A 23,270-nucleotide genomic window follows, 5' to 3' on the forward strand; every position below is an offset into this window, starting at 1 on the left:
GTGCGCCACAATGGAGGACATCGTGAACGAGACGCCCGCACCCCCGCTCCTGTTCCTCTTCGACATGGACGACGTCCTGGTCCGGTACGACTGGCGGGTGCGCATGGCGGCACTCTCCGAGCTCACCGGCCACCCGTTCCAGGAGCTCCGTCGGCGGTGGTGGGACTGCGGCCACGAGATGCGTGCCGAGGCCGGTGGGTTCACCGACGGCGACACCTACCTGGCGGCCTTCGCCGAGGCCATGGAGTGCGAGGTCCCCGAGGCCGAGTGGGCCCGGATCAGGGGTTCCGCGATGACGGAGCTGCCCGAGCGCATCGAGGCCGTCCGCATCGCCGCGGAGCACGGGCGTGTCGGCCTGCTCACGAACAACGGTCCGCTCGCCGGACGCTGGATCCACCAGTGGGCGCCGTCCCTGCCCGCGGTGTTCGGCGAGCACCTGGACACCACGAGCAACTTCGGCGCCCGGAAGCCCGAACCCGAGGTCTTCCTGCGCGCGGTCGAGCACCACGGCGTCCCGGCCGAGCGCACCTTCTTCGCCGACGACATGCCCGAGAACGTGGCCGGCGCCCGGAGCGTCGGGATCCACGCCGTCCTCGTCGAGCACGACACCGACCTGCGCGAGCACGTCCGCGCCTTCGTCGCGGCACAGCGCCAGGCCTCCCCCGTCGCCTGACGAGCGCCGCACCCGCCGGACGGGAGGCGCGGCTCGCGTCCGGCTAGCGCGTCGCGGTGGTCGTGCGGTCGCGCCCCGTCAGGTCGACGTGCGTCTCCGGGGTGCGGAACCCCCGGCGCGCCAGGACCTGTCGGACGCCGGCGCCCTGCGGCTCGGCGTGCTCGACGACCAGGACTCCCCCGGGCACGAGCAGGCGCCAGGCGGTCTCGGCCAGTGCTCGCACGGCGTCGAGGCCGTCCGGCCCGCCGTACAGCGCCATCGCCGGGTCGTGGTCGCGGACCTCGGGGTCGATCGGGACCGCGTCGTCGGGCACGTAGGGCGGGTTCGACACGACGACGGAGACGGTGCCGTCGAGTTCGGGCAGCGCGTCGGCCAGGTCGCCCTCGACGAGCCGGACCGTGCCACCGTGGGCCTCGACGTTGCGCCGGGTCCAGGGCAGGGCCTCGGGAGAGCGTTCGACGGCGTAGACCACGGCGTTCGGCACCTCGGTGTCCATCGCGATGGCGATGGCCCCGCTGCCGGACCCCAGGTCGACGGCCACCGGCGCCGGCACCGCGGCCGCACGCAGCGCGTCGATGCCGAACTGCACGACGCCCTCGGTCTCCGGCCGCGGCACGAACACACCGGGACCCACAGCGAGCGTCAGGGCACGGAAGTACGCCTCGCCCGTGATGTGCTGCAGCGGCTCACGCGTGCGGCGCCGGGCGATCGCGTGCCGGAAGCGCTCGATGTGCTCCCCCGCGATCGCTCCGCCCGTCAGCGCGCGTGCCTGGACGGCTCCGCGCGACGTGCCGGTCGCCCAGGCGAGGAGCAGTTCGGCGTCGACCTGCGCGGTGGGCACCCCGGACGCACCGAGCGCCGCGGCCGCCTCCCTGAGGAGTCGGTCCGCGGCGAAGGTGACGGGCGTGTCGGCGGTGATCCGGGCCTCCAGGCCTAGGCGTCCTGGTCGCCGATGGCGGCCAGACGTGCCTCTTCGTCCGCCTGGATGGCGGACTGGACGACGGGCTCGAGCGCACCGTTCATCACGCGGTCCAGGTCGTACGCCTTGTACCCGGTGCGGTGGTCCGCGATGCGGTTCTCCGGGAAGTTGTACGTGCGGATGCGCTCCGAGCGGTCCATGCCGCGGATCTGCGACTTGCGCGCGTCCGAGGCGATGGCGTCGAGCTCCTCCTGCTGGCGCGCGAGGATGCGGGCGCGCAGGACGCGCATGCCGGCCTCGCGGTTCTGCAGCTGCGACTTCTCGTTCTGCATCGCCACCGTGATGCCCGTGGGCAGGTGGGTGATGCGGACCGCGGAGTCCGTCGTGTTGACGGACTGCCCGCCGGGCCCGGAGGACCGGTAGACGTCGATCTTCAGGTCGTTCTGGTTGATCTGGACCTCTTCGGGCTCGTCCACCTCGGGGAACACCAGCACGCCGGTGGTCGAGGTGTGGATGCGCCCCTGCGACTCGGTCGCCGGCACCCGCTGCACGCGGTGCACCCCGCCCTCGTACTTCAGGTGCGCCCAGACACCCTGCGACGGATCGGTCGTGTTCGACTTGATCGCGACCTGGACGTCCTTGTAGCCGCCGAGGTCGGACTCGGTGCGCTCGAGGAGCTCGACCTTCCAGCCCTTCGTCTCGGCGTAGTGCGAGTACATGCGCAGCAGGTCGGCCGCGAACAGCGCCGACTCCTCGCCGCCCTCGCCGCCCTTGATCTCCATGATGACGTCACGGCCGTCGTCCGGGTCGCGCGGGATGAGCAACCGCCGGAGGCGCTCCTGGCGCTCCGCCAGCTGCTCCTCGAGCGCCGGGACCTCGTCCGCGAACGCCTCGTCCTCGCGTGCGAGTTCCTGGGCGGCGGCGAGGTCGTCCCCCGCCGCCTGCCAGGACTCGTACGCCGACTTGATCTGGTTGAGCTCGGCGTAGCGCCGGTTCACCTTCTTCGCCCGGGCCGCATCGGCGTGGAGCGCGGGGTCCGACAGCTGCTGCGTCAGGTCCTCGTGTTCCGCCAGCAGCCCTGCCACCGACTCGAACACGCGTTACTCCTGGTGGCCGTTGCCGTGGTGACCGTTGGTCGCCGGCACCGACTTCTGGATCTGGACCAGGAACTCCACGTTCGACTGCGTCTCCTTGAGGTTCCGCAGCACGACGTCGAGCGCCTGCTGCGTGTCGAGCCCGGCGAGGGCACGACGCAGCCGCCACGTGATCGTGACCTCGTCGGCGGAGAGCAGCTGCTCCTCGCGACGGGTGCCCGAGGCGTTGATGTCGACCGCCGGGAAGATCCGCTTGTCGGCGAGGTGGCGGTTCAGGCGGAGCTCCATGTTGCCGGTGCCCTTGAACTCCTCGAAGATCACCTCGTCCATCTTGGAGCCGGTCTCGACGAGCGCCGTGGCGAGGATGGTCAGCGAGCCTCCGTCCTCGATGTTGCGGGCGGCGCCGAAGAACCGCTTCGCCGGGTAGAGCGCGGCGGAGTCGACGCCACCGGAGAGCACGCGGCCCGACGGCGGCGTGGACAGGTTGTACGCACGGCCCAGACGGGTGATCGAGTCGAGCAGCAGCACGACGTCGTGGCCCAGCTCGACCAGGCGCTTGGCACGCTCGATGGCGAGCTCGGCGACCGTCGTGTGGTCCTCGGCGGGACGGTCGAAGGTCGAGGCGATGACCTCGCCCTTCACCGAACGCTGCATGTCGGTGACCTCTTCGGGCCGCTCGTCGACGAGGACGACCATGAGGTGCGCCTCGGGGTTGTTCTTGGCGACGGCGTCGGCGATGGCCTGGAGCACGACGGTCTTGCCGGCCTTGGGCGGCGAGACGATGAGGCCGCGCTGGCCCTTGCCGATCGGCGACACCAGGTCGATGATGCGGGTCGACAGCTTGCCGGGCTCCGTCTCGAGGCGCAGGCGCTCGTTCGGGTACAGCGGGGTCAGGTCGGTGAAGTCGACGCGGGCCGCTGCCTCGTCGGCGGTCTGGCCGTTGATCGACTCGACGGCGACGAGCGCGTTGTACTTCTGGCGGCTCTGCTGCTCACCGTCGCGCGGCTGCTTGATCGACCCGACGACCGCGTCGCCCTTGCGCAGGTGGTACTTCTTCACCTGGCCGAGGGACACGTAGACGTCGCTCGGGCCGGGCAGGTAGCCGGTGGTGCGGACGAAGGCGTAGTTGTCGAGGACGTCGAGGATGCCCGCGATCGGGATCAGGACGTCGTCCTCGGTGACCTCGGGCTCGAAGTCGTCGTTCTGGCCGCCACGGCCGCGCTTGCGGTCGCGCTGACGACGGCTGCGGCCGCTCTCGGCCTCGTCGGCGTGCTGTTGCTGCTGCTGCTTCTGCTGACCGCTGGTCTGCTGCTGCTTCTGGCCGCCGTTCTGCTTCTGGTCGGCCTTGTCGTCCTGCTTCGCCTCGGCCTGCTTGGCCTGGCCGTTCTGCTGCTCGGCCTGCTGGTTCTGCTGGCCGTTCTGCTGGTTCTGCTGGTTCTGCTGGCCGTTCTGCTTCTGGCCGCCGTTCTGCTGGCCGCCGTTCTGCTGGGCGTTCTGCTGACCGGCGTTCTGGTCGCCGTTCTGCTGCTCGCCGTTCTCGGCGTTCTGCCCACGACCACGACCGCGACCGCGGCTGCGGCGACCGCGGCGCGAGCCGCCCTCGCCCTGCTCGGCGTTCTGGTCGCCCGAGTCGTTCTGGTCCTGCTCGGACTGGTCGGACTGGGCAGCGGAGGTCGGGGCCTGCGCGTCCTGCTGCTCGGCCTGGGCCGGCGCCTGCGACTGCTGGGCCTGCTGCGACTGCTGGGCCTGCTGGGCCTGCTGGTCGGCGTTGCCACGACCGCGGCCGCGACGCTGGGAACCGGTCTGGGCGGCCTCCTGCGCGTCCTTCTCGGCGCGGACCTGGTCGAGCCCGGCGAGCAGGTCCTCGGTGCCGGTCTGACCGTGGTTGGTGTGCTCGGCGGCCGAGGTCGGCGCGGCGTTCACGGTGCCACCGGACGACGCGCGGCGCGAACGACGGGCACGGCTGGGGGCTGCGGACTCGGCGGGTGCCTCGGGGTCGGCGACGGGTGCCTCGGCAGCGGGCTGCGCGGGGGTCTCGGCGGGCTCCGGCAGGGTCGGCTGCGCGGTGGCGGCCGGCTCGGCGGGGCTCTCGGCGACGGGTGCCGGGGTCTCGTCGGCGACGGGGCGCTTGTCCTCGATGGAGGCGATCAGGTCGCCCTTGCGGAGCTTCGAGAGCCCGGTGATGCCGAGCGAGGAGGCGATGCGCTGGAGCTCCGGCAGACGGAGGGCGCGCAGATCGCTGGGGATCTCCACCTGGGCGGAGTTGTTGTCGGTCAAGGTCGGTGTTTCCTTTCGAACCGCAGAACGCGGAGAGTTTCCACCGTCCCGGATGCTCCGGTGAGCATCGACCGCCGTTCAGACGACGGATCGGGATTCGGTGATCAGAAAGAGATGCACACTCGCGCACCGGACCCTGCGACGTCGTCGGAGCGGTCCTGGAGGACGAGCAATCCGTACGGTTACGCGGGTTCGGCTTCGAGCGCCGAGTGCGCTGCCACTGTAGCACCACCGAGATCGACGGCCAGCATGAGGGGCCGCCAGTCGGATTCGGCGTGTCGCTGCACCAGGTCGGCCGCGGTCAGGCGCTGCGCCGGGTCGCTGCCGAGCACGAGCAGGCTCGGCCCAGCACCGGACACGACAGCGGCGAGCCCGTGCTGTCGGAGCAGTCGGATCAGGCCGTCGGTCTCCGGCATGGCGCTCGCGCGGTACGCCTGGTGCAGGCGGTCCTCGGTGGCGGCCAGCAGCAGCTCGGGGCTCTGGATGAGCGCCGCGACGAGCAGGGCGGACCGGGAGACGTTGAACGCGGCGTCGGCGTGCGGGACCTGCTCGGGCTGCAGGGAGCGGGCGAGCTTCGTCGACAGGGTCGAGGTCGGCACGAACACCACGGGCGCGACACCGCGGTGCACCAGCAGCCGCTTGTACGCGGGGCCGTCCGCCGTCATCCACGCGATCGTCAGGCCGCCGAACAGCGCCGGGGCGACGTTGTCGGGGTGCCCCTCCATCTCGGTGGCCAGGGTCAGCAGCGTCGAGGCGTCGAGGTCCGCGACACCGTCGAGCAGTCCGCGCGCCGCCATCAGGCCGGCCACGATCGCCGCCGCGGACGACCCGAGGCCCCGACCGTGCGGGATCGCGTTGGTGGCGTGCAGCTCGAGCCCGGGCTGCGGGACGCCGGCGTGCTCGAGGCCGTGACGGATCGCCCGCACGACCAGGTTCGTGTCGTCGGTGGCGACCTCGCCGGCACCGACGCCGTCGACGGTCACCGTCGCGCCGGGCTCCGGGCGCACGCGCACCAGGACCTCGTCGTACAGCGACAGCGCAAGGCCGAGGGAGTCGAAGCCCGGGCCGAGGTTCGCCGAGGTCGCCGGGACGCGCACGCGCACCGCCTTCCCCGACGGGAGCGCCCGGTCAGCGTGGACCGCCCGTCCGGCCGGTACAGCACTGTGGGCGGTGATGCCCTCCCCCGGTCCGGACGAGCGGTCGGCGCTCACTGCTCGCTGACCAGTCCGAGCACGTCGGCGATCGACTTCGTGTCGACCGGCACGCTCGTCGGGGTGACCTCGCCGCCGTCCTGCGTGCGGAGGGCCCACTGCGGGTCCTTCAAGCCGTGGCCGGTGACGGTGATGACGACCGTCGCGCCCTTCGGCACGATGCCGGCGTCGGCGCGCTCGAGCAGACCGGCGACACCGATGGCCGACGCGGGCTCGACGAAGACGCCGACCTCGGCCGACAGGATGTGGTGCGCGGCGAGGATCGCCTCGTCGGAGATCGCGCCGAAGTACCCGTCGGTCTCGTCGCGGGCCTCGAGGGCGAACTGCCACGACGCCGGGTTGCCGATGCGGATCGCGGAGGCGATGGTGTCCGGGTGGCGGACGACCTCGCCGCGCACGATCGGCGCGGAGCCGGCGGCCTGGAACCCGAACATCCGGGGCAGCTTGGTGCTGCGCCCGGCGGCGACGTCCTCGCGGTACCCGCGGGAGTACGCGGTGTAGTTGCCCGCGTTGCCGACCGGCAGGAAGTGGAAGTCCGGGGCGTCCCCGAGCACGTCGACGACCTCGAACGCGGCGGTCTTCTGCCCCTCGATGCGGTCGTTGTTGACCGAGTTGACGAGGTGCACCGGGTAGTTCGCCGCCAGGTCGCGGGCGATGTCGAGGCAGTCGTCGAAGTTGCCCTGCACCTGCAGCAGCTGGGCGTCGTGGGCGACGGCCTGGCTGAGCTTGCCCATCGCGATCTTGCCCTCGGGCACGAGCACCGCGGCGGTGATGCCGGCGTGCGTGGCGTACGCGGCGGCCGAGGCGCTGGTGTTGCCGGTCGAGGCGCAGATGACGGCCTTCGCGCCGTGCTCCACGGCCTTCGAGATCGCCATCGTCATGCCGCGGTCCTTGAAGGACCCGGTCGGGTTCATGCCCTCGAACTTGACGTAGACGTCCGCGCCGGTGCGCTCGGACAGGCGCCGGGCGGGGATGAGCGGCGTGCCGCCCTCACCGAGCGTGACGACGGGCGTCGCCTCGGTCACGTCGAGTCGGTCGGCGTACTCGCGCAGGACTCCCTGCCACTGGTGGGCCATCAGGCTTCTCTCTCTGTCCGGTGGTTCGGTCTGGGTGGGGCTCGGTGTGCGGTCTGGAGGCCCGTGGGCGCGTCAGGCGCCGACGATCCGCAGGACGCTGGTGACGTCCAGGACGACGTCCTCGTCGCCGAGGGCGACGACCGTGTCCGCGAGGTCCGCCTCGCGCGCCAGGTGCGTGCCGATGACGAGCGTGGCCGTGCCCTCGGCGGTGCCGGTGGTCGTCTGCTCCACCGTCTCGACGCTGACGCCGTGCTTCGCGAGCACGCCGGCCACCGTCGACAGCACGCCGGGGGCGTCCGCGACGTGCAGCGTGATCTGGTAGCTCGTGCGCACCGCGCCGATCGGGAAGACGGGCAGTTCCGACTGCGTCGACTCGGCGACGCCGGGACCGCCGATGACGTGGCGACGGGCGGCGGACACCAGGTCGCCGAGCACCGCGGAGGCCGTCTCGACGCCGCCGGCGCCGGCGCCGTAGAACATGAGGTCGCCAGCGGCCTCGGCCTCGACGAAGACGGCGTTCTTCGCGCCGTGCACGCTCGCGAGCGGGTGTGCCTCGGGCACGAGTGCCGGGTAGACGCGGGCGCTGACGCCCTCACGGCCGTCGTCGTCGGTCAGCCGCTCGGCGGTCGCCAGGATCTTCACGACGTAGCCGGCCTTGCGTGCGGCGCGGACCTGGTCGATCGTGACCGACGTGATGCCCTCGCGGTGCACGGCGCTGAGCGGCACCGAGGTGTGGAACGCCAGCGAGGCCAGGATCGCGGCCTTCTGCGCGGCGTCGTAGCCCTCGACGTCGGCGGTCGGGTCGGCCTCGGCGTACCCGAGTTCGGTCGCGGTCGCCAGGGCGTCCTCGAACGTGGCCCCCTCGCGGTCCATCAGGTCGAGGATGAAGTTCGTGGTTCCGTTGACGATGCCCATGATCCGCACGATGCGGTCCCCCGCGAGCGAGTCGTGCAGGGGGCGGATGATCGGGATCGCACCGGCGACGGCGGCCTCGTAGTACAGCTGCGCGCCGACCTGCTCGGCGGCGGCGAAGAGCTCCGGGCCGTGGGTCGCGAGCAGGGCCTTGTTGCCGGTGACGACGTCCGCACCGGACTGCAGCGCCTGCAGCACCAGGGTGCGCGCCGGCTCGATGCCGCCGATGAGCTCGACCACGATGTCCGCGCCGAGGATGAGCGACTCGGCGTCCGTGGTGAAGAGCTCCTTCGGCAGCTCGACGTCGCGGGGCGCGTCGACGTCGCGCACGGCGATCCCGACCAGCTCGAGGCCGGCACCGGCTCGCGAGGCCAGTTCGTCGCCGTGCTCGAGGAGGAGCCGCGCGACCTGGGATCCGACCGAGCCGGCCCCGAGCAGCGCGACGCGGACGTTGCGGTATTCGATCATCTGGTGGTTCCTGTCATCGGGCCGGGCCCGTCGGGTCGGGGGTCAGTGGCCGCTGCCGTCGAGGGGCACGGGCACGACCCCGGTGTCACGGGCGAGGAGGTCGTCGATCGACTCGCCCCGCACGAGGATACGGGCTGCGCCGTCGGCCACCGCGACGACCGGCGGGCGACCGACGTGGTTGTAGTTGCTCGCGAGACTCCAGCAGTAGGCACCGGTCGCGGCCACGGCGAGCAGGTCGCCGCGCTGCACGTCGCCGGGCAGGTACTCGTCGTTCACGACGACGTCGCCGCTCTCGCAGTGCTTGCCGACGACGCGGGTCAGCACCGCGGGGGCGTCGGAGGTCCGGGCGAGCCGTGCCGTGTAGTCGGCGCCGTACAGCGCCGGGCGGGCGTTGTCGCTCATGCCGCCGTCGACGGACACGTAGGTGCGGGTGGCGGCCTTCGCGGTCGGCGCGTCGGCGGCGAGGGCGTGGTCCTCGGTCGCGAGCACCTGCTCGGTCCCGTCGGACACGGGCGGGTCGAGTTCCAGCGTCACGGGCTTGATCGTGCCGACCGAGTACAGCGTGATGCCGGCCGGACCGACGATGTACCGGCCGGGCTCCACCGCGATGTCGGGCACCGGGATGCCACGCTCCGCGCAGGCCTCGGCGACGATCGTGGCGAGGGCCTCGGCGACGTCCTCGGGTTCGAACGCCGAGTCGGCCTCGGTGTAGTCGATGCCCCAGCCACCGCCGAGGTTGAGCTCCGGCACCGGGCCGGCGGCCACGAGGGTCGCGTGCACGTCCATCAGGCGCCGAGCCGCCTCGCGGAACCCGGACTCGTCGAAGATCTGCGAGCCGATGTGCGAGTGCAGTCCGACGAAGGCGAGCGAGGGCTCCGCGCGCACGGCTTCGGCCACCGCCACGGCCTCGGTGAGCGGGATGCCGAACTTCTGGTCCTCGCGCGCCGTGGCGAGGTACTCGTGGGTCGATGCGTGCACGCCGCTGTTGATGCGGATGCGCACCCGCTGCACCACACCGGCCTCGGCCGCTGCCCGGGCGACGCGCCCCACCTCTTCGTGGCTGTCCAGCACGAGCGTGCCGACCCCGACCTTGACCGCGCGGGCGATCTCGGCGTCGGACTTGTCGTTGCCGTGGAACCCGAGCCGGCCCGGGTCCATCCCGCCGGCCAGGGCGACCGCGAGTTCGCCACCGGTGCAGACGTCGACGCGCAGGCCCGCCTCGGCCATCCACGCCACGACCTGCGTCGTCAGGAAGGCCTTGCCGGCGTAGTAGACGTGCGCGTGGCTGCCGATGCGCTCGAACGCCTCGGCGAACGCGTTCCGCACGCGGACGGCGCGGGACTGCACGTCGCGCTCGTCGACGACGTACAGCGGCGTGCCGAACTGCGCGACGAGGTCCGTCGCGCTGACGCCGCCGATCGCCATCGTGCCGTCGTCGGTCCGCGTCGCGGACGCGGGCCAGATGCGGTCCACCAGTCCGGAGGCGTCCGTCGGGAACCGCAGCCGCGGCGGTGCAAGGGGGTTCTCGCTCACGGGACCCGATCCTACCGACGCGAGCCGCGCCTCCCGGCCGTGTGACGCGACGGGGTCACCCGCAGCTGCCGACGGTGCGCAGGCCGTCCTCGGTGAGCGGCAGCGAGTCGGCCGTGATGCGGACCGTCGCGTCCGACCTCGAGACGTCGAGCGAGCGCACGCGCAGCGCCTCGGGCAGGAACTGCGCCGTGCAGACCTGCACCGGGACGCCCGTGACGCCGGGGATCGAGTCGACCTTGAGCCCGAGGTCCGAGTTGGTGATCCGGACGCTCTCCGGGGTGATCGTGATGCCGCGGCCGTCGTCCTGTGCGACCACGCCGCCCTTCGCCGCGTAGGTGATGTCGTACCCGAGCACGGCGGTCGAGCCGGACAGCTCGACGCCGTCGTCGACGAGGGTCAGCCGGTCGAACAGCGGGCTGTACTTCGCCAGGTCCTTCACGCTCGTGGACGCCAGGGTGACGGTGCCCTCGACGTCGCGGACCTCGCCCTGGCCGTCGACCGGGACGTCTCGCGCGGTGACGTCGGCGGCGAGCGGGATGCCGTCGACCGTGAGCTCGGCCGAGGAGATCTCGACGCGGTCGAGCGTGCCGCTGACGAGCTGCGGGATGACGACGCCCTCGGCGTGGGCGTCGACCTGCCCGGTCGTGCCGTCCGGCAGCGACTGCTCGACCTGCTGGGTGATGACCCGGTCGACGACGCCGCGCAGCACGAACTCGGCGATCACGACGAGGGCGGCGAACACGACGACGACCACGAGCAGGACGACGGGCCAGCGGCGGCGGCGGGCGCGGGGGCGGTCGGCGGCGAGGGACATGCGTCCCACCCTGCCAGCCCGTCCCGGCAGGCCGCCTGGAGGCGCGGGCGCCGAGGCGCGCGCGCTCGGTCGCGCCGGGGTCGAGGCGCGCGACGGCGGGCGCGCGCGCTCGGTCGCGCCCCGTCACGGTCGTTGCGCCCCGGCTCACCGGGGCGCGATGACCGTGCGGGGGCGCGACGGCGCCCTGCGCACAACCGGAGTGAGCCCGAACCGCGCGATTGCGCGGCTCGGGCTCACTCCGGTTGTGCGGGGGTGTTCCGCGCCGCTCGAGCGGGCTCGGCTACATGCGGGCGGGGGCGCTCACGCCGAGCAGACCCAGGCCGTTGCGGACGACCTGCCCCGTGGCGTCGTTCAGCCACAGGCGGGTGCGGTGCAGGTCGGTCACGGGCTCGTCGCCGAGGGGCGTGACGCGGCAGGAGTCGTACCAGCGGTGGTACAGCCCCGCCAGCTGCTCGATGTACCGGGCGATGCGGTGCGGCTCGCGTAGCTCGGCGGCCTGGCGCACCACGCGCGGGTACTCGGCGAGGGCCCCGAGGAGCGCGCCCTCGGAGTCGTGCGTCAGCAGCGAGGCGTCGAACACCGACCGGTCGACCCCGGCGGCCTCGGCGTTGCGGGCCACCGACTGCGTGCGGGCGTGGGCGTACTGCACGTAGAACACGGGGTTGTCGTTCGTGCGCTTGACGAGCAGGTCGAGGTCGATGTCGATCGCGGTGTCGCTGGCGAACCGGACGAGCGAGTACCGCCCGGCGTCGACGCCGACGGCGTCGACCAGGTCCTCCATCGTGACGATCGTGCCGGCGCGCTTCGACATGCGCATCGGCTCGCCGTCCTTGAGCAGGTTGACCATCTGCCCGATCAGGATCTCGAGGTTCGTGCCCGGCTCGTCGCCGAAGGCCGCGCACATCGCCATCATGCGGCCGACGTAGCCGTGGTGGTCCGCGCCGAGCATGATGAGGTTGCGCTCGAACCCGCGCTCGCGCTTGTCCAGGTAGTACGCCAGGTCGCCGGCGATGTACGCGGGCTCCCCGTCGGACTTGATGACGACGCGGTCGCGGTCGTCGCCGAAGTCGGTGGTGCGGAGCCACTCGGCACCCTCGGCCTCGTACATCACGCCGGCCGACCGCAGCCGGTCGATGGCGCGCTCGACGGCCTTCGACTCGTGCAGCGCGTTCTCGTGGAAGTAGACGTCGAAGTCGACGCCGAAGTCGTGCAGCGACGCCTTGATGTCGGCGAACATGAAGTCGACGCCCTCGCGGCGGAACAGCTCCTGCGCCTCGTCGCGGGGCAGGTCGCGCACGTCCGTCGTCGCGGGCAGGGTCGCGATGACCCGGGCGGCGATCTCGGCGATGTAGGCGCCGCCGTAGCCGTCCTCCGGCGTGGGCTCACCGAGGGCGCTCGCCACCAGGGACCGGGCGAAGCGGTCGATCTGCGCGCCGTGGTCGTTGAAGTAGTACTCGCGGGTCACCAGGGCGCCCTGCGTCTGGAACACGCGGGCCAGGCTGTCCCCCACGGCCGCCCAGCGGACACCGCCCATGTGGATCGGTCCGGTCGGGTTCGCGGACACGAACTCCAGGTTGATCCGCACGCCGTCGTACAGGTCGCCGGCGCCGAAGGCACTGCCCGACTCGACGATGGTCCGCGCGATCTCGCCGGCGGCGGCGGCCTCGAGCGTGATGTTGATGAAGCCGGGGCCGGCGACGTCGACCGACGCCACGCCGTCGAGCTCGGTCAGCTCGCCGGCGATCTCGGTCGCGAGTTCGCGCGGGTTCGTGCCGAGCCGCTTCGCCAGCTGCATCGCGGCGTTCGAGGCCCAGTCGCCGTGCGCGCGGTTCTTCGGCCGCTCGAGCGCCACGTGGGACTCCCCGATCGTCACGGTGTCGGACGCGCCTCGTCGCTCGACGATCCCGGTCAGGATCGACAGGTACGCAGCGGAGAGTTCGGCAGGAGTCACGGGGAACGAGTCTACCGGGACGCTCAGGTCCCTTCCGGTCGGTGCTGGATCATGTCGTGATGCCCCCACGCAGCCGGACCCGGGCGCGCACCGTCGCCACACTCGCCACCGCAGCAGCCCTCGCGCTCACCGGGTGCGCGGGCGGCGGGGACCGGACGCCCTCGGCGAGCCCGACCCCCGCCGGCACCCCCGTGTCGCAGCGCTGCGCCGAACTCCTGCCCCCCGACGCCCTGTCGGTGTACGGGCAGACGTTCGCGCTCGACGACGCGTTCACCCCGGCGGAGGGCTCCCCCGCCGCCACGATCGCCGACCAGCGGGGCCGTGTCTGCCGGTACGTGAGCACCGACGCCGACGCCACCACCGTCACGGTCGCCGTCGCCCACCTGCCTGAGAAGTCGCTCACCAACCTGAAGGACGCCCTGTACGAGCGGGGCGGGTCCGTCCCCACGTACGACGTCGAGGGGTACTTCGCGCTGGACGGCGAGCAGGGTCGCGCCGACGCCTTCGCCGACCCGTACTGGATCACCGCCGAGTCGACGCTCTTCACCGAGCCGGGCGGCGCGCAGCCCGTGGTCGACGCGGTGCGCGCCGCGGTGCAGCCGACCGCCTCCGCCACGCCGACGGGCTGACACCGGCGCTCCGGCGCACGGGACGCGCCGAGACGGACGGGAGGCACGGTGCGGGGCCGTCCCGGGCCTCCCGTCCGCAGGCGGCCGCCTCCACAGCGCGACACGCGCTGTCCGGCACCGCCCGCCGGACCTGCTACGGTTGGTGACACCCCTCGGCCCCCATAGCTCAGGGGATAGAGCACTGCCCTCCGGAGGCAGGGGCGGAGGTTCGAATCCTCCTGGGGGCACTGTCACACTTCCGCGCAAGCAGTTGTCTTCGCTTCGCTCAGTCAGCTGCGCGCGATGTCGCCTGCGGCGACTTTCTCCCGTTGAGGCTTCTCCGGGATCGTGGCGTGGGTCGTGGACGATGTGGATCGTCGCGCGTTTCGTGGGCGCGTCTGGTCGGGTGGCGAGCTGCGCACGGAGTGTGCCCCGCTGCCGAGCCGCCGGAGTTTCCCGACACGTCACGTGCACCCCCTAGGATCACGGGCCGGTCGTCCCGCACGCGACCGGGAAGAGGCCTCGATGACCACCGCCACCGGGAACCCGCAGCACGAACTCGCGCGCGGCGGGCACGCCCCCGCACCACGGACCCTGTTCGACGTGCTGGCAGCCACCGCCGCGACGCACCCGGACGCGACCGCACTCGAGGACCCCGCCGGCACCGTCGACTACGCGGCCCTGCTCGACCTGGTGCGGGCGCAGGCCGACGACCTCGCCCGACGCGGCGTCCGGCGGGGTGACCGGGTCGGCGTGCGGATCCCCTCCGGCGGACCCGACCTGTACCTGTCGATCCTCGCCGTGCTGGCCGCCGGGGCCGCCTACGTGCCCGTCGACGCCGACGACCCCGAGGAACGCGCCACCCTGGTGTTCGGCGAGGCCGGTGTGGTCGGCGTGATCGGTGCCGGCGGGGTCCTGCGGGACCGCGACGGTGCGGAACTCCCGGTGACGGACCCTGCGGCGAGCGCCGAGGTCCCCCGCGAGACCGACGACGCGTGGATCATCTTCACGTCCGGGTCGACGGGTGTGCCGAAGGGCGTCGCGGTGACGCACCGGTCCGCTGCCGCGTTCGTGGACGCCGAGGCGCGGATGTTCCTGCAGGCCGCGCCGATCGGGCCGGGCGACCGGGTGCTGGCGGGGTTGAGCGTGGCGTTCGACGCGTCGTGCGAGGAGATGTGGCTGGCGTGGGGGCACGGTGCGGCGCTGGTGCCCGCTCCCCGGTCGCTGGTGCGGACGGGGGTGGACCTGGGACCGTGGCTCATCGCGCACACGATCACGGTGGTCTCGACGGTGCCGACGCTCGCGGCGCTGTGGCCGGACGACGCGTTGGAGCAGGTGCGCCTGGTGATCTTCGGTGGCGAGGCGTGCCCGCCCGAGCTGGCGGCGCGCATCGCGAGTCGTGACCGTGAGGTGTGGAACACGTACGGGCCGACCGAGGCGACGGTGGTGGCGTGCGGGTCCCTGCTCGACGGGAGCCAGCCGGTGCGCATCGGGCTGCCCTTGGACGGGTGGGACCTGGCGGTCGTCGACGCGTCGGGGAACCGCGTCGCCCCCGGGGGTGTCGGTGAGCTGGTGATCGGTGGTGTCGGGCTGGGGCGGTACCTGGACCCGGCGAAGGACGCCGAGAAGTACGCGCCGTTCCCCGAGCTCGGGTGGGAGCGGGCGTACCGGAGCGGGGACCTGGTGCGGTACGAGCCGGAGGGGCTGGTGTTCCAGGGGCGTGCGGACGACCAGGTGAAGCTCGGCGGCCGTCGGATCGAGCTCGGGGAGATCGACGCTGCACTGCAGGCGTTGGACGACGTCGCCGGTGGTGCGGCGGTGGTGCAGCGGACCCCGGCGGGCAACCAGGTGCTCGTGGGGTACGTGGCCCCCGTGGCCGGGGCGACGGTGGACGTGGCGGCGGCGAACGCGCGGTTGCGCGAGGAGCTGCCGGCGGCGCTGGTGCCGCTCGTCGCGGTGGTGGACGCCCTGCCGACGCGGACGTCGGGCAAGGTCGACCGTGCGGCGTTGCCGTGGCCGTTGCCCGGCGCGTCGGACGCGGCGATGCTGCCGGACACGGTGGCGTGGATCGCCGAGCGGTGGTCGGCGATCCTCGGGGTGCCGGTGGCGAGCGTCGACGACGACTTCTTCGCCCACGGTGGTGGGTCGTTGACGGCGGCGCAGCTGGTGTCGGCCATCCGGGAGCGGTTCCCGTCGACGACCGTGGCGGACGTGTACGACCACCCGCGGATCGGTGCGCTGGCGGCGGCGCTCGACGAGTCGGGTCCGGTGGCGGCGTCGGCGCGGGACGTCGCTCCGGTCCCCCCGGCGACGGGGCTGCTCATGACGCTGCTCGGGTTGCCCGTGCAGGTGCTCCGGGGGCTGCGGGTCCTGACGTGGACGGCCGTCGTGGCTGCGGTGCTGCAGGCGACGACGCTGCCGTTCCTGCCGGTGCTGCCCTGGCCGGTGCTCGTGCTCGCGGTGCTGGTGTTCGTGACGCCGATCGGCAAGATGGCGCTGACGGTGGTCCTCGCGCGTCTGCTGCTCGCCGGGGTGCGGCCGGGGTCGTACCCCCGGGGTGGTCCGGTGCACCTGCGGGTGTGGCTAGCGGAGCGGATCGCCGAGGCGGTCGACGGCCCCTCGACGGCGGGTGCGCCGTGGATCAGCTACTACGCGCGGGCGCTCGGGGCGCGGATCGGCAAGGACGTCGACCTGCACACCCTGCCCCCGGTGACGGGCATGCTCACCATCGGCAAGCGGGCGTCGATCGAGCCGGAGGTCGACCTGGCCGGGCACTGGCTCGACGGTGACGTCTTCCACCTGGGGCACGTGCGGATCGACGACGACGCCGTGGTGCGCAGCCGCACGACGCTGCTGCCCGGCGCGCACGTCGGTGCGGGTGCCGAGGTCACCGCGGGTTCCGCCGTCGGCGGGCCGGTCACCGCGGGCGAGCGGTGGGCGGGTGCGCCTGCGGAACGCATCGGGTCGGCTCGTGACGACCGGGAGGCCCGTCCCCCGGCCCGTCGGCGCTGGCTGCTGGCGTACGGGGCCGGGTCCCTGGCCGTGGCCGGCCTGCCGGTGGTCGGGGTCGCGGTCGGGCTGCTGGTGGCGGTCGCCCTGGTCGGGCGGGCACCGACGCTGGGTGACGCGGTGCTCCGTGCGCTCGCGACCGTCCCCCTGGCGACGGTCGTCGCCGGCGCGGTGTACGCCCTGCTCGTGGTGGCGTCGGTGCGGTTGCTCGGCATCGGTCTGCACGAGGGCCGACACCCGGTGCGGTCGCGGATCGGGTGGCAGGTGTGGTCGACCGAGCGGGTGCTCGACGCGGCGCGCACGCTGCTGTTCCCGCTGTACGCCTCGCTCGTGACGCCGGTGTGGCTGCGGCTGCTCGGTGCCCGGGTGGGTCGGGACACCGAGATCTCGACGGTCCTGCTCATCCCGGCACTGACGCAGATCGCATCGGGGGCGTTCCTGGCCGACGACACCATGGTCGCCACGTACGAGCTCGGTGGCGGACGGGTGCGGATCGGCCGGTCCAAGGTCGGTCGCCGCGCGTTCCTCGGCAACAGCGGCATGACGGGCGCGGGACGCTCGGTGCCGCGCGAGGCCCTGGTCGCGGTGCTGTCCGCCGTGCCGAAGAAGGCCAAGCGCGGGTCGTCGTGGCTGGGGTCGCCCCCGGTGCGGCTGCGGCGCGCGACGACCGAGTTCGACGAGGCGCGCACGTTCCGCCCGTCCCGGCGGCTCAAGGTCGCCCGCGGCTGCTGGGAGCTGCTCCGCCTGGTCGCGCCGATGGTCTCCGGCGCCGTCGCCCTCGGCGTCGCCGGAGCACTGCTTGCGCTGTGGTCGGCGGTCGGGATCGGGTGGACGGTGCTCCTCGCCGGGCCGGTGCTCATCGCCGCCGGGGCCGTCGCGGCCGTGGTGTCGACGATCGCGAAGTGGGCGTTCGTCGGCCGGATCACCGCTCGGGAGCACCCGCTCTGGTCGTCGTTCGTGTGGCGCAACGAGGTGCAGGACACCTTCGTCGAGACCGTCGCCCGGCCGTGGTTCGCCGAGCAGGCCACCGGCACCCCCGCACTGGCCGTCTGGCTGCGGAGCCTCGGCGCGACGATCGGCCGCGGCACCTGGCTCGAGACGTACTGGCTGCCCGAGGCCGACCTCGTCACGATCGGGCCGGGCGCCTCGGTCGCGCGGGGCACCGTCGTGCAGACGCACCTGTTCCACGACCGGGTGATGCAGCTCGACACCGTGCGGCTCGACGCCGGCGCGACCCTCGGCCCGCACAGTGTCGTCCTGCCCGCGGCGGGCATCGGCGCCGGCGGCACCGTCGGACCGTCGTCGCTCGTGATGCGCGGCGAACAGGTGCCGCCCGGGTCCCGGTGGTCGGGCAACCCGATCGCTCCGTGGACAGCCGGTCCGACCGCCTCGACGGACTGACCGGCCCCATGCGGTTGACTGGTTCCGTGCCGACCACCGACGACGACGACCCGTACACCCCGCACAGCGGCGACCGACGGTGGAGCGCCGAGCACTACGACCTCCGGCTCGACTACCGGGTCGCCACGAACCGCCTGGACGGCACGGCGACGATCACCGCCCGGGCCCTCGAACCGCTCGACCGGGTCGTGCTCGACCTGCACGGGCTGACGGTCGACCGGGTCGACGTCGACGGGCACCGCGCCAAGAAGGTGTCCTCGTCGACGCACAAGGTGACGGTCACCCCGGCCGCGACCATCGCCGCCGACACCGTGTTCACGGTGCACCTGCGGTACCGCGGCAGCCCACGGCCGGTGCGGAGCCCCTGGGGACCGCTCGGCTGGGAGGAACTGACCGACGGCGTCATCGTCGCCGCGCAGCCGACCGGGGCGCCCTCGTGGTTCCCCTGCAACGACCGACCCGACGACAAGGCCACCTACCGGGTCGAGATCGCGACCGAGGCGGCCTACGACGTCCTGGCGAACGGCGAGCTGCTCGCGAAGGAACGCGACCGCGTCGGCACCCGGTGGACCTACGCCACGACCGAACCGATGGCGACGTACCTGGCGACGGTGCAGATCGGCCGGTACCGCACCACGAAGCTCCGGTCGGGCGACGTCCCCGTCACGCTGCACCACCCCGCCGACCTCGCCGCGGCCGCGAAGACCGACTTCGGGCAGGTGCCGGCGATGCTCGCGCTGTTCGGCGACCGGTTCGGCCCGTACCCCTTCGCCGCCTACGGGGTCGTCGTGACCGACGACGAGCTCGAGATCCCGCTCGAGGCCCACGGCCTGGCGGTGTTCGGGCGCAACCACGTCGACGGCGAGCACGGCACCGACCGGCTCATCGCCCACGAGCTGGCGCACCAGTGGTTCGGCAACTCCGTCACCGTCACCCGCTGGCGGGACATCTGGCTGCACGAGGGCTTCGCCTGCTACGCGGAGTGGCTGTGGTCCGAGGAGCGCGGCGCCGACACCGCCGACGCCCTGGCGGATCGGTACCGGCAGGGGCTGCTCGACCAGCCGGAGGACCTGGTGGTCGGCGACCCGGGCGCGCGGGACATGTTCGACGACCGCGTCTACAAGCGCGGTGCGCTCGCCCTGCACGCCGTCCGCCGCACCGTCGGCGACGACGCCTTCTTCGCCGGACTCCGGCGCATCACCGAGGAGCACCGGCACGGGTCGGTCACCGTGCCCGACGTGCTCGGCGCCTTCGCGGACGCGTCCGGCCGGTCCGTGGAGGCCGTCCGCGCCGTCACCGGGCCGTGGATCGACGAGGCCGCTGTGCCGACGCTGCCCGCTGGCCAGCAGTCTGCGCCGCCGGCCGGCTAGCCCGCCAGTTCGCCGTCGGCCGGCTCGCAGCTGACCTCGGTCCACACCGCGTCGAGCGACAGTCCGACCACACCGGCCACCGACGCGATCGTCGAGAACGCCGGCGTCGCGATGCGTCCGGTCTCGATCTTCCGCAGCGTCTCCGGCGAGATCCCCGCCGCCAGGGCGGTGTCGACGATCGACCGCGGACCCCGGGCACGGCGGAGCACTGCGCCGAGGCGACGACCCCGCGCGAGTTCGTCGGGGCGGAGCGGGAGACGGACCATGACCACATAGTAATACCGGTATGATCATCCGCGTGATCGAGATCCTGACCCCGGCCGAGGTCGACAGGGCCCGCGCCACCGGTGCCCTCGTCGGCACGATCCTGCAGACCCTGCGCGAGCGCACCCGGGTCGGCACGAACCTGCTCGAGATCGACCGCTGGGCGGAGCAGATGATCGAGGCCGCCGGCGCCGACTCCTGCTACGTGGACTACGCCCCCTCGTTCGGCCGCGGCCCGTTCGGCCACCACATCTGCACGGCCGTGAACGACGCCGTGCTGCACGGGCTCCCCCACGACCGGGTCCTGGCGGACGGCGACCTGCTCACCCTCGACCTCGCGGTGTCGCTCGACGGCATCGCCGCCGACGCCGCGATCAGCTTCGTGGTCGGCACCCCGCGGCCCGAGGACACCGCCCTCATCGACGCCACCGAACGCGCCCTCGCCGCCGGCATCGCCGCCGCGGGCCCCGGTGCGCGCATCGGTGACCTGTCGCACGCGATCGGCACCGTGCTCGAGGCGGCCGGCTACCCCGTCAACGTCGAGTTCGGCGGGCACGGCATCGGCTCGACGATGCACCAGGACCCGCACGTGTCGAACACCGGTCGGCCCGGTCGGGGCTACACGCTCCGGCCCGGACTCCTGCTCGCCCTCGAACCGTGGGTGATGGCGGACACCGACGTCCTGGTCACCGACGCCGACGGCTGGACGCTGCGGAGCGCCACCGGAGCACGCACGGCCCACACGGAGCACACCATCGCGATCACCGACGACGGCGCCGAGGTGCTCACGCTGCCACGGTGACCGTGATCCCGTCCGCAGCGACCGCGAGCACCGTGTCGGCGGCGGGGAACAGCACGATCACCGGGTGCTCGGTCCCCTCGAACACCGCGACGGCGCGGTCCAGGTCCACCTCGACCGCGCACGGATCCACCCGTAGCCCCCGACCGTCGCGCTTCAGCACCGCTTCTTTGACGGCCCACATCGCGGCGAGCCTCGTGCCGTCACCCCGTGCCCGAGCCCGCTCCCGCACGGTGAACGCGTCGAGCGGGGCAGCAGCGACCCGCGACACCCGCTCGACGTCGACACCCAGCGACGAGGGGCCGACCGCCAGGGCGACCACGCCGGGGGCGCGGGACAGGCTCACCTCGACGGGGACGTCACCCACGGTCGCCCACGGCCGACCGTGGTCGGTGGCGGAGCAGTGCGGACAGACGCGCCCCGCGCGCACCGCGTCGGTCCCGACACCCGTCGCCGACGCGACGGCGGCGACCAGGGCCTCCCGGTCGGTGGCGCGGTCGCGACCCGGCGTCCGCAGGGTCACCGTGACGGTCTGGAGGCGCGGCCCACCACCGCGGGCCACGCCCGCCGGTCGGATGGTCGCGCCCAGGGCGGATCAGGCGTGCGTCAGCGCGATGAGCGCGACGTTCATCGTGCTGTACTTCCCCTCGGAACGGGTCGCCTGACGCACCCGCCCACGCAGGACCTCGTAGCGTCCGTCGTGCTCGCGCACGAAGCCGATGACTCCCGTCGCGGGCGTCGACACGCGGTGGTAGCCGTCCTCGAGCGGGACGACCTCGGTGTTCGTGGTGCGCTCCATCGTTGTTCCCCTTCCGTTCATCGTCGAACAGTGCCGTCAGCATACCCCGGTACGGGGGACAAAGCGTTCACAGGAAGCACGGCCCCAGGGGTTCCCCGGGAGTCTGTCCGATCCCCTGTCCGGCCTGGATAGACTCCGGGCGACAGCGCCCTGGTGGTGCGGTCCGGGCGGTACCGCGGGGGTACCGGCCGGCGACGGACGGAGGACGGATGCGAGCGGTCCAGCACGGATCGGGCACGGACGGATCGAGCGGGCGCAGGGGGACAAGACGGCTGTGGGGCCGTGTGACGGCGGCCCTCGTCGCGGCGCTGATCGTCCTGGCTCCGGCGGCGACCGCCCACGCCACGCCTCCCGTCGACCTGGGCGGCGCGTACGTCCTCGACGAGGCCGACGCGCTGTCGTCGTCCGAGCAGGCCCGGGTCGAGCAGGCCGTGCAGGACCTGTACGCCGAGACCCAGACGCAGCTGTTCGTCGTGTTCGTGCCGTCCTTCACCGATCCCACCGACCACACCGAGTGGGGCAGGACCGTGCTCGAACGGAACCAGATCGACACCGACGGCATCCTGCTGTCGGTCGCGGTCGACGAGCGCAACTACGACGTCCAGCAGACGAACGAGACCGCGATCTCGCAGTCCGACGTGCAGGGCGCCGTCGACGACTCCCTGCTCCCCGAGCTCAAGCAGAGCGACTGGGGCGGTGCCGCCGTGGCCTTCGCCGACGGGCTGACCCAGTCGCAGGCACCGGTCGACCTGACCTGGCTGTGGATCCTGCTGCTCGTCGTCGTCGTGGGCCTCGTCGTGGTCGTGCTCGTCGTCCGCACCCGCAACAAGCGGCGCACCGCCGAGGCGGACCGGGCGCGAGCGGCATCCCTCGCCGACCTGGAACGCACCGCCGGCGGCGCGCTCGTCACCATCGACGACGAACTCCGCACCGCCGAGCAGGAGGTCGGCTTCGCGAGCGCCCAGTTCGGCCCCGACGCCGCGAAGCCCTTCGCCGACGCCGTGCAGGCCGCGCAGCGCGAGGTCCGGAAGGCGTTCGCGATCCGGCAGCAGCTCGACGACGAGATCCCCGACACCCCGCAGCAGCGCGCCGAGTGGGCGAACCAGATCATCGCGATCTGCGAGCGCGCCCACGCCGCGATCGAGGAGCAGACCGAGGCCTTCGACCAGCTCCGGTCGCTCGAGGACGGCGTCGAGGACGCCGCCGCGTCGCTGGCCCGTGCCGTCGCCGAGGCCCCGGCCTCCGTCGGCGCCGCCGCAGCAGCGCTCGACCGCGTCCGGAACCGGTACCGCGGACGGACCCTGGCCACCGTCGCCGACAACGTCGACCAGGCACACCAGGTGCTCGCCTTCGCGACCGAGCGCTCGGACGCCGCGTCCGCCGCGATCGCAGCGGGCGACAAGGGCGAGGCCGTGGTGGCCGTCCGCGACGCCCAGCACGCACTCGCCCAGGTCCAGCAGCTGACCGACGGCGCCGTCGCCGCCGAGGCGTCCTTCGACCAGGCCACCGCCCGCGCCGAGGCCATGCGCATCGACATCGAGGGCGACGTCGCCGCCGCCCGGAGCCTGCGCAGCGGCGGTCCGGACCTCGCCGCCGCGGTGACCCGGGCCGAGGCCGTGCTGCGGCAGGGGCTGGATCCGCAGGACCCGGTCGCCGCCGTCGACGCCCTGACCCGTGCGAACACCGAGATCGACCAGGCCCTCGCGGCCGCGCGGGGCGCCGAGGAGCAGCGCCGACGCGCGACCCAGGCCCTCGACCACACCCTGCGCGACGCCCGCACCCGCATCAGCCAGGCGCGGGACTACGTGTCGCTGCACCGCGGTGGCATCGGCCCGACCGCCCGCACCCGGCTGTCCGAGGCGCAGCGCGCCTACGACGACGCCGTCGAACTCGCCGCGACCGACCCGGGTCAGGCGCTCAACGCGGCCCGCGCCGCCGAACAGTACGCCGCTGCCGCGATGGACGCGGCGAACGACGACATGGGCGGCTGGGGCGGTGGCCCCGGCGCCGGCGGTGGTGGCGGGGCGCAGCTCGGCGGCCTCGTGACCGGACTCGTCCTCGGCGGACTCCTCGGTGGCCGCGGCGGCAGCTA

At 73.2% G+C, this 23,270-nt stretch carries 18 protein-coding genes and 1 tRNA gene; 7 read left to right on the plus strand and 12 right to left on the minus strand.

Annotation, left to right across the window (positions count from 1 at the left end):
- The first annotated feature begins 10 nt into the window (after positions 1–10).
- Positions 11–673, plus strand: a complete 663-nt coding sequence (locus tag LEL83_RS13660; RefSeq protein WP_225559220.1) for an HAD family hydrolase — start codon at positions 11–13, stop codon at positions 671–673.
- Positions 674–716: 43 nt separating this feature from the next.
- On the opposite strand, the gene prmC is transcribed toward LEL83_RS13660, so the two are convergent.
- The 9 genes from prmC to argS form a co-directional block, all read right to left on the minus strand.
- On the minus strand, positions 717–1,514 hold the full coding sequence (gene prmC / locus LEL83_RS13665) for a peptide chain release factor N(5)-glutamine methyltransferase (protein ID WP_308009915.1): 798 nt from the start codon (positions 1,512–1,514) through the stop codon (positions 717–719).
- 92 nt (positions 1,515–1,606) lie between these two features.
- Positions 1,607–2,689 carry a peptide chain release factor 1 gene (gene prfA / locus LEL83_RS13670; RefSeq protein ID WP_198656022.1) on the minus strand — a complete coding sequence of 361 codons (1,083 nt, stop codon included), beginning with the start codon at positions 2,687–2,689 and terminating at the stop codon, positions 1,607–1,609.
- A gap of 3 nt (positions 2,690–2,692) precedes the next feature.
- Entirely contained in the window at positions 2,693–4,963 is a 2,271-nt protein-coding gene (gene rho, locus LEL83_RS13675; protein WP_225559221.1) for a transcription termination factor Rho, read from the minus strand.
- 182 nt (positions 4,964–5,145) lie between these two features.
- The gene (thrB, locus tag LEL83_RS13680) at positions 5,146–6,060 is read right to left on the minus strand and encodes a homoserine kinase (protein WP_225559222.1); all 915 of its coding nucleotides are present in this window, start codon (positions 6,058–6,060) and stop codon (positions 5,146–5,148) included.
- 110 nt (positions 6,061–6,170) lie between these two features.
- Positions 6,171–7,250, minus strand: a complete 1,080-nt coding sequence (gene thrC, locus LEL83_RS13685) for a threonine synthase (RefSeq protein ID WP_198656024.1) — start codon at positions 7,248–7,250, stop codon at positions 6,171–6,173.
- 72 nt (positions 7,251–7,322) lie between these two features.
- Positions 7,323–8,630 carry a homoserine dehydrogenase gene (locus LEL83_RS13690; protein WP_225559223.1) on the minus strand — a complete coding sequence of 436 codons (1,308 nt, stop codon included), beginning with the start codon at positions 8,628–8,630 and terminating at the stop codon, positions 7,323–7,325.
- A 42-nt stretch (positions 8,631–8,672) separates the two neighbouring features.
- Positions 8,673–10,163 carry a diaminopimelate decarboxylase family protein gene (locus LEL83_RS13695; protein WP_225559224.1) on the minus strand — a complete coding sequence of 497 codons (1,491 nt, stop codon included), beginning with the start codon at positions 10,161–10,163 and terminating at the stop codon, positions 8,673–8,675.
- A gap of 55 nt (positions 10,164–10,218) precedes the next feature.
- A complete protein-coding gene (locus LEL83_RS13700) occupies positions 10,219–10,977 on the minus strand; it encodes a DUF2993 domain-containing protein (RefSeq protein WP_225559225.1) in 759 nt (252 codons plus the stop codon).
- Positions 10,978–11,257: 280 nt separating this feature from the next.
- Positions 11,258–12,880 carry an arginine--tRNA ligase gene (gene argS, locus LEL83_RS13705; RefSeq protein ID WP_372454464.1) on the minus strand — a complete coding sequence of 541 codons (1,623 nt, stop codon included), beginning with the start codon at positions 12,878–12,880 and terminating at the stop codon, positions 11,258–11,260.
- Positions 12,881–12,987: 107 nt separating this feature from the next.
- Here argS and LEL83_RS13710 point away from each other — a divergent pair, with 107 nt between their 5' ends.
- The 4 genes from LEL83_RS13710 (at position 12,988) to LEL83_RS13725 (ending at position 19,316) form a co-directional block, all read left to right on the plus strand.
- Complete coding sequence (locus LEL83_RS13710) at positions 12,988–13,557, plus strand: hypothetical protein (protein ID WP_225559226.1); 570 nt, start codon at positions 12,988–12,990, stop codon at positions 13,555–13,557.
- 155 nt (positions 13,558–13,712) lie between these two features.
- Positions 13,713–13,784 (plus strand) — tRNA-Arg (locus LEL83_RS13715).
- A gap of 277 nt (positions 13,785–14,061) precedes the next feature.
- Complete coding sequence (locus LEL83_RS13720) at positions 14,062–17,946, plus strand: Pls/PosA family non-ribosomal peptide synthetase (protein ID WP_225559227.1); 3,885 nt, start codon at positions 14,062–14,064, stop codon at positions 17,944–17,946.
- Positions 17,947–17,972: 26 nt separating this feature from the next.
- Positions 17,973–19,316: a M1 family metallopeptidase gene (locus LEL83_RS13725; protein WP_225559228.1), complete on the plus strand. Its 1,344-nt coding sequence runs from the start codon at positions 17,973–17,975 to the stop codon at positions 19,314–19,316.
- Here the strand turns inward: LEL83_RS13725 and LEL83_RS13730 are convergent.
- Positions 19,313–19,582, minus strand: a complete 270-nt coding sequence (locus LEL83_RS13730) for a helix-turn-helix domain-containing protein (RefSeq protein WP_225559229.1) — start codon at positions 19,580–19,582, stop codon at positions 19,313–19,315. The genes LEL83_RS13725 and LEL83_RS13730 overlap by 4 nt on opposite strands.
- Positions 19,583–19,614: 32 nt before the next feature.
- Here LEL83_RS13730 and map point away from each other — a divergent pair, with 32 nt between their 5' ends.
- Positions 19,615–20,382 carry a type I methionyl aminopeptidase gene (gene map / locus LEL83_RS13735; RefSeq protein ID WP_225559230.1) on the plus strand — a complete coding sequence of 256 codons (768 nt, stop codon included), beginning with the start codon at positions 19,615–19,617 and terminating at the stop codon, positions 20,380–20,382.
- Here the strand turns inward: map and LEL83_RS13740 are convergent.
- Positions 20,366–20,902, minus strand: coding sequence for a 4'-phosphopantetheinyl transferase family protein (locus LEL83_RS13740; RefSeq protein ID WP_225559231.1), 537 nt, complete (start codon positions 20,900–20,902; stop codon positions 20,366–20,368). The two genes, map and LEL83_RS13740, sit on opposite strands and share 17 nt — an antisense overlap.
- A 72-nt stretch (positions 20,903–20,974) precedes the next feature.
- The gene (locus tag LEL83_RS13745) at positions 20,975–21,178 is read right to left on the minus strand and encodes a hypothetical protein (RefSeq protein ID WP_198656034.1); all 204 of its coding nucleotides are present in this window, start codon (positions 21,176–21,178) and stop codon (positions 20,975–20,977) included.
- 284 nt (positions 21,179–21,462) lie between these two features.
- On the opposite strand from LEL83_RS13745, the gene LEL83_RS16040 reads away from it, so the two are divergent.
- Positions 21,463–23,270: TPM domain-containing protein (locus LEL83_RS16040; protein WP_308009916.1), on the plus strand; the 1,808-nt coding region annotated here is incomplete at its 3' end.

This window comes from Curtobacterium oceanosedimentum (assembly GCF_020297365.1).
Classification (GTDB): Bacteria; Actinomycetota; Actinomycetes; order Actinomycetales; family Microbacteriaceae; genus Curtobacterium.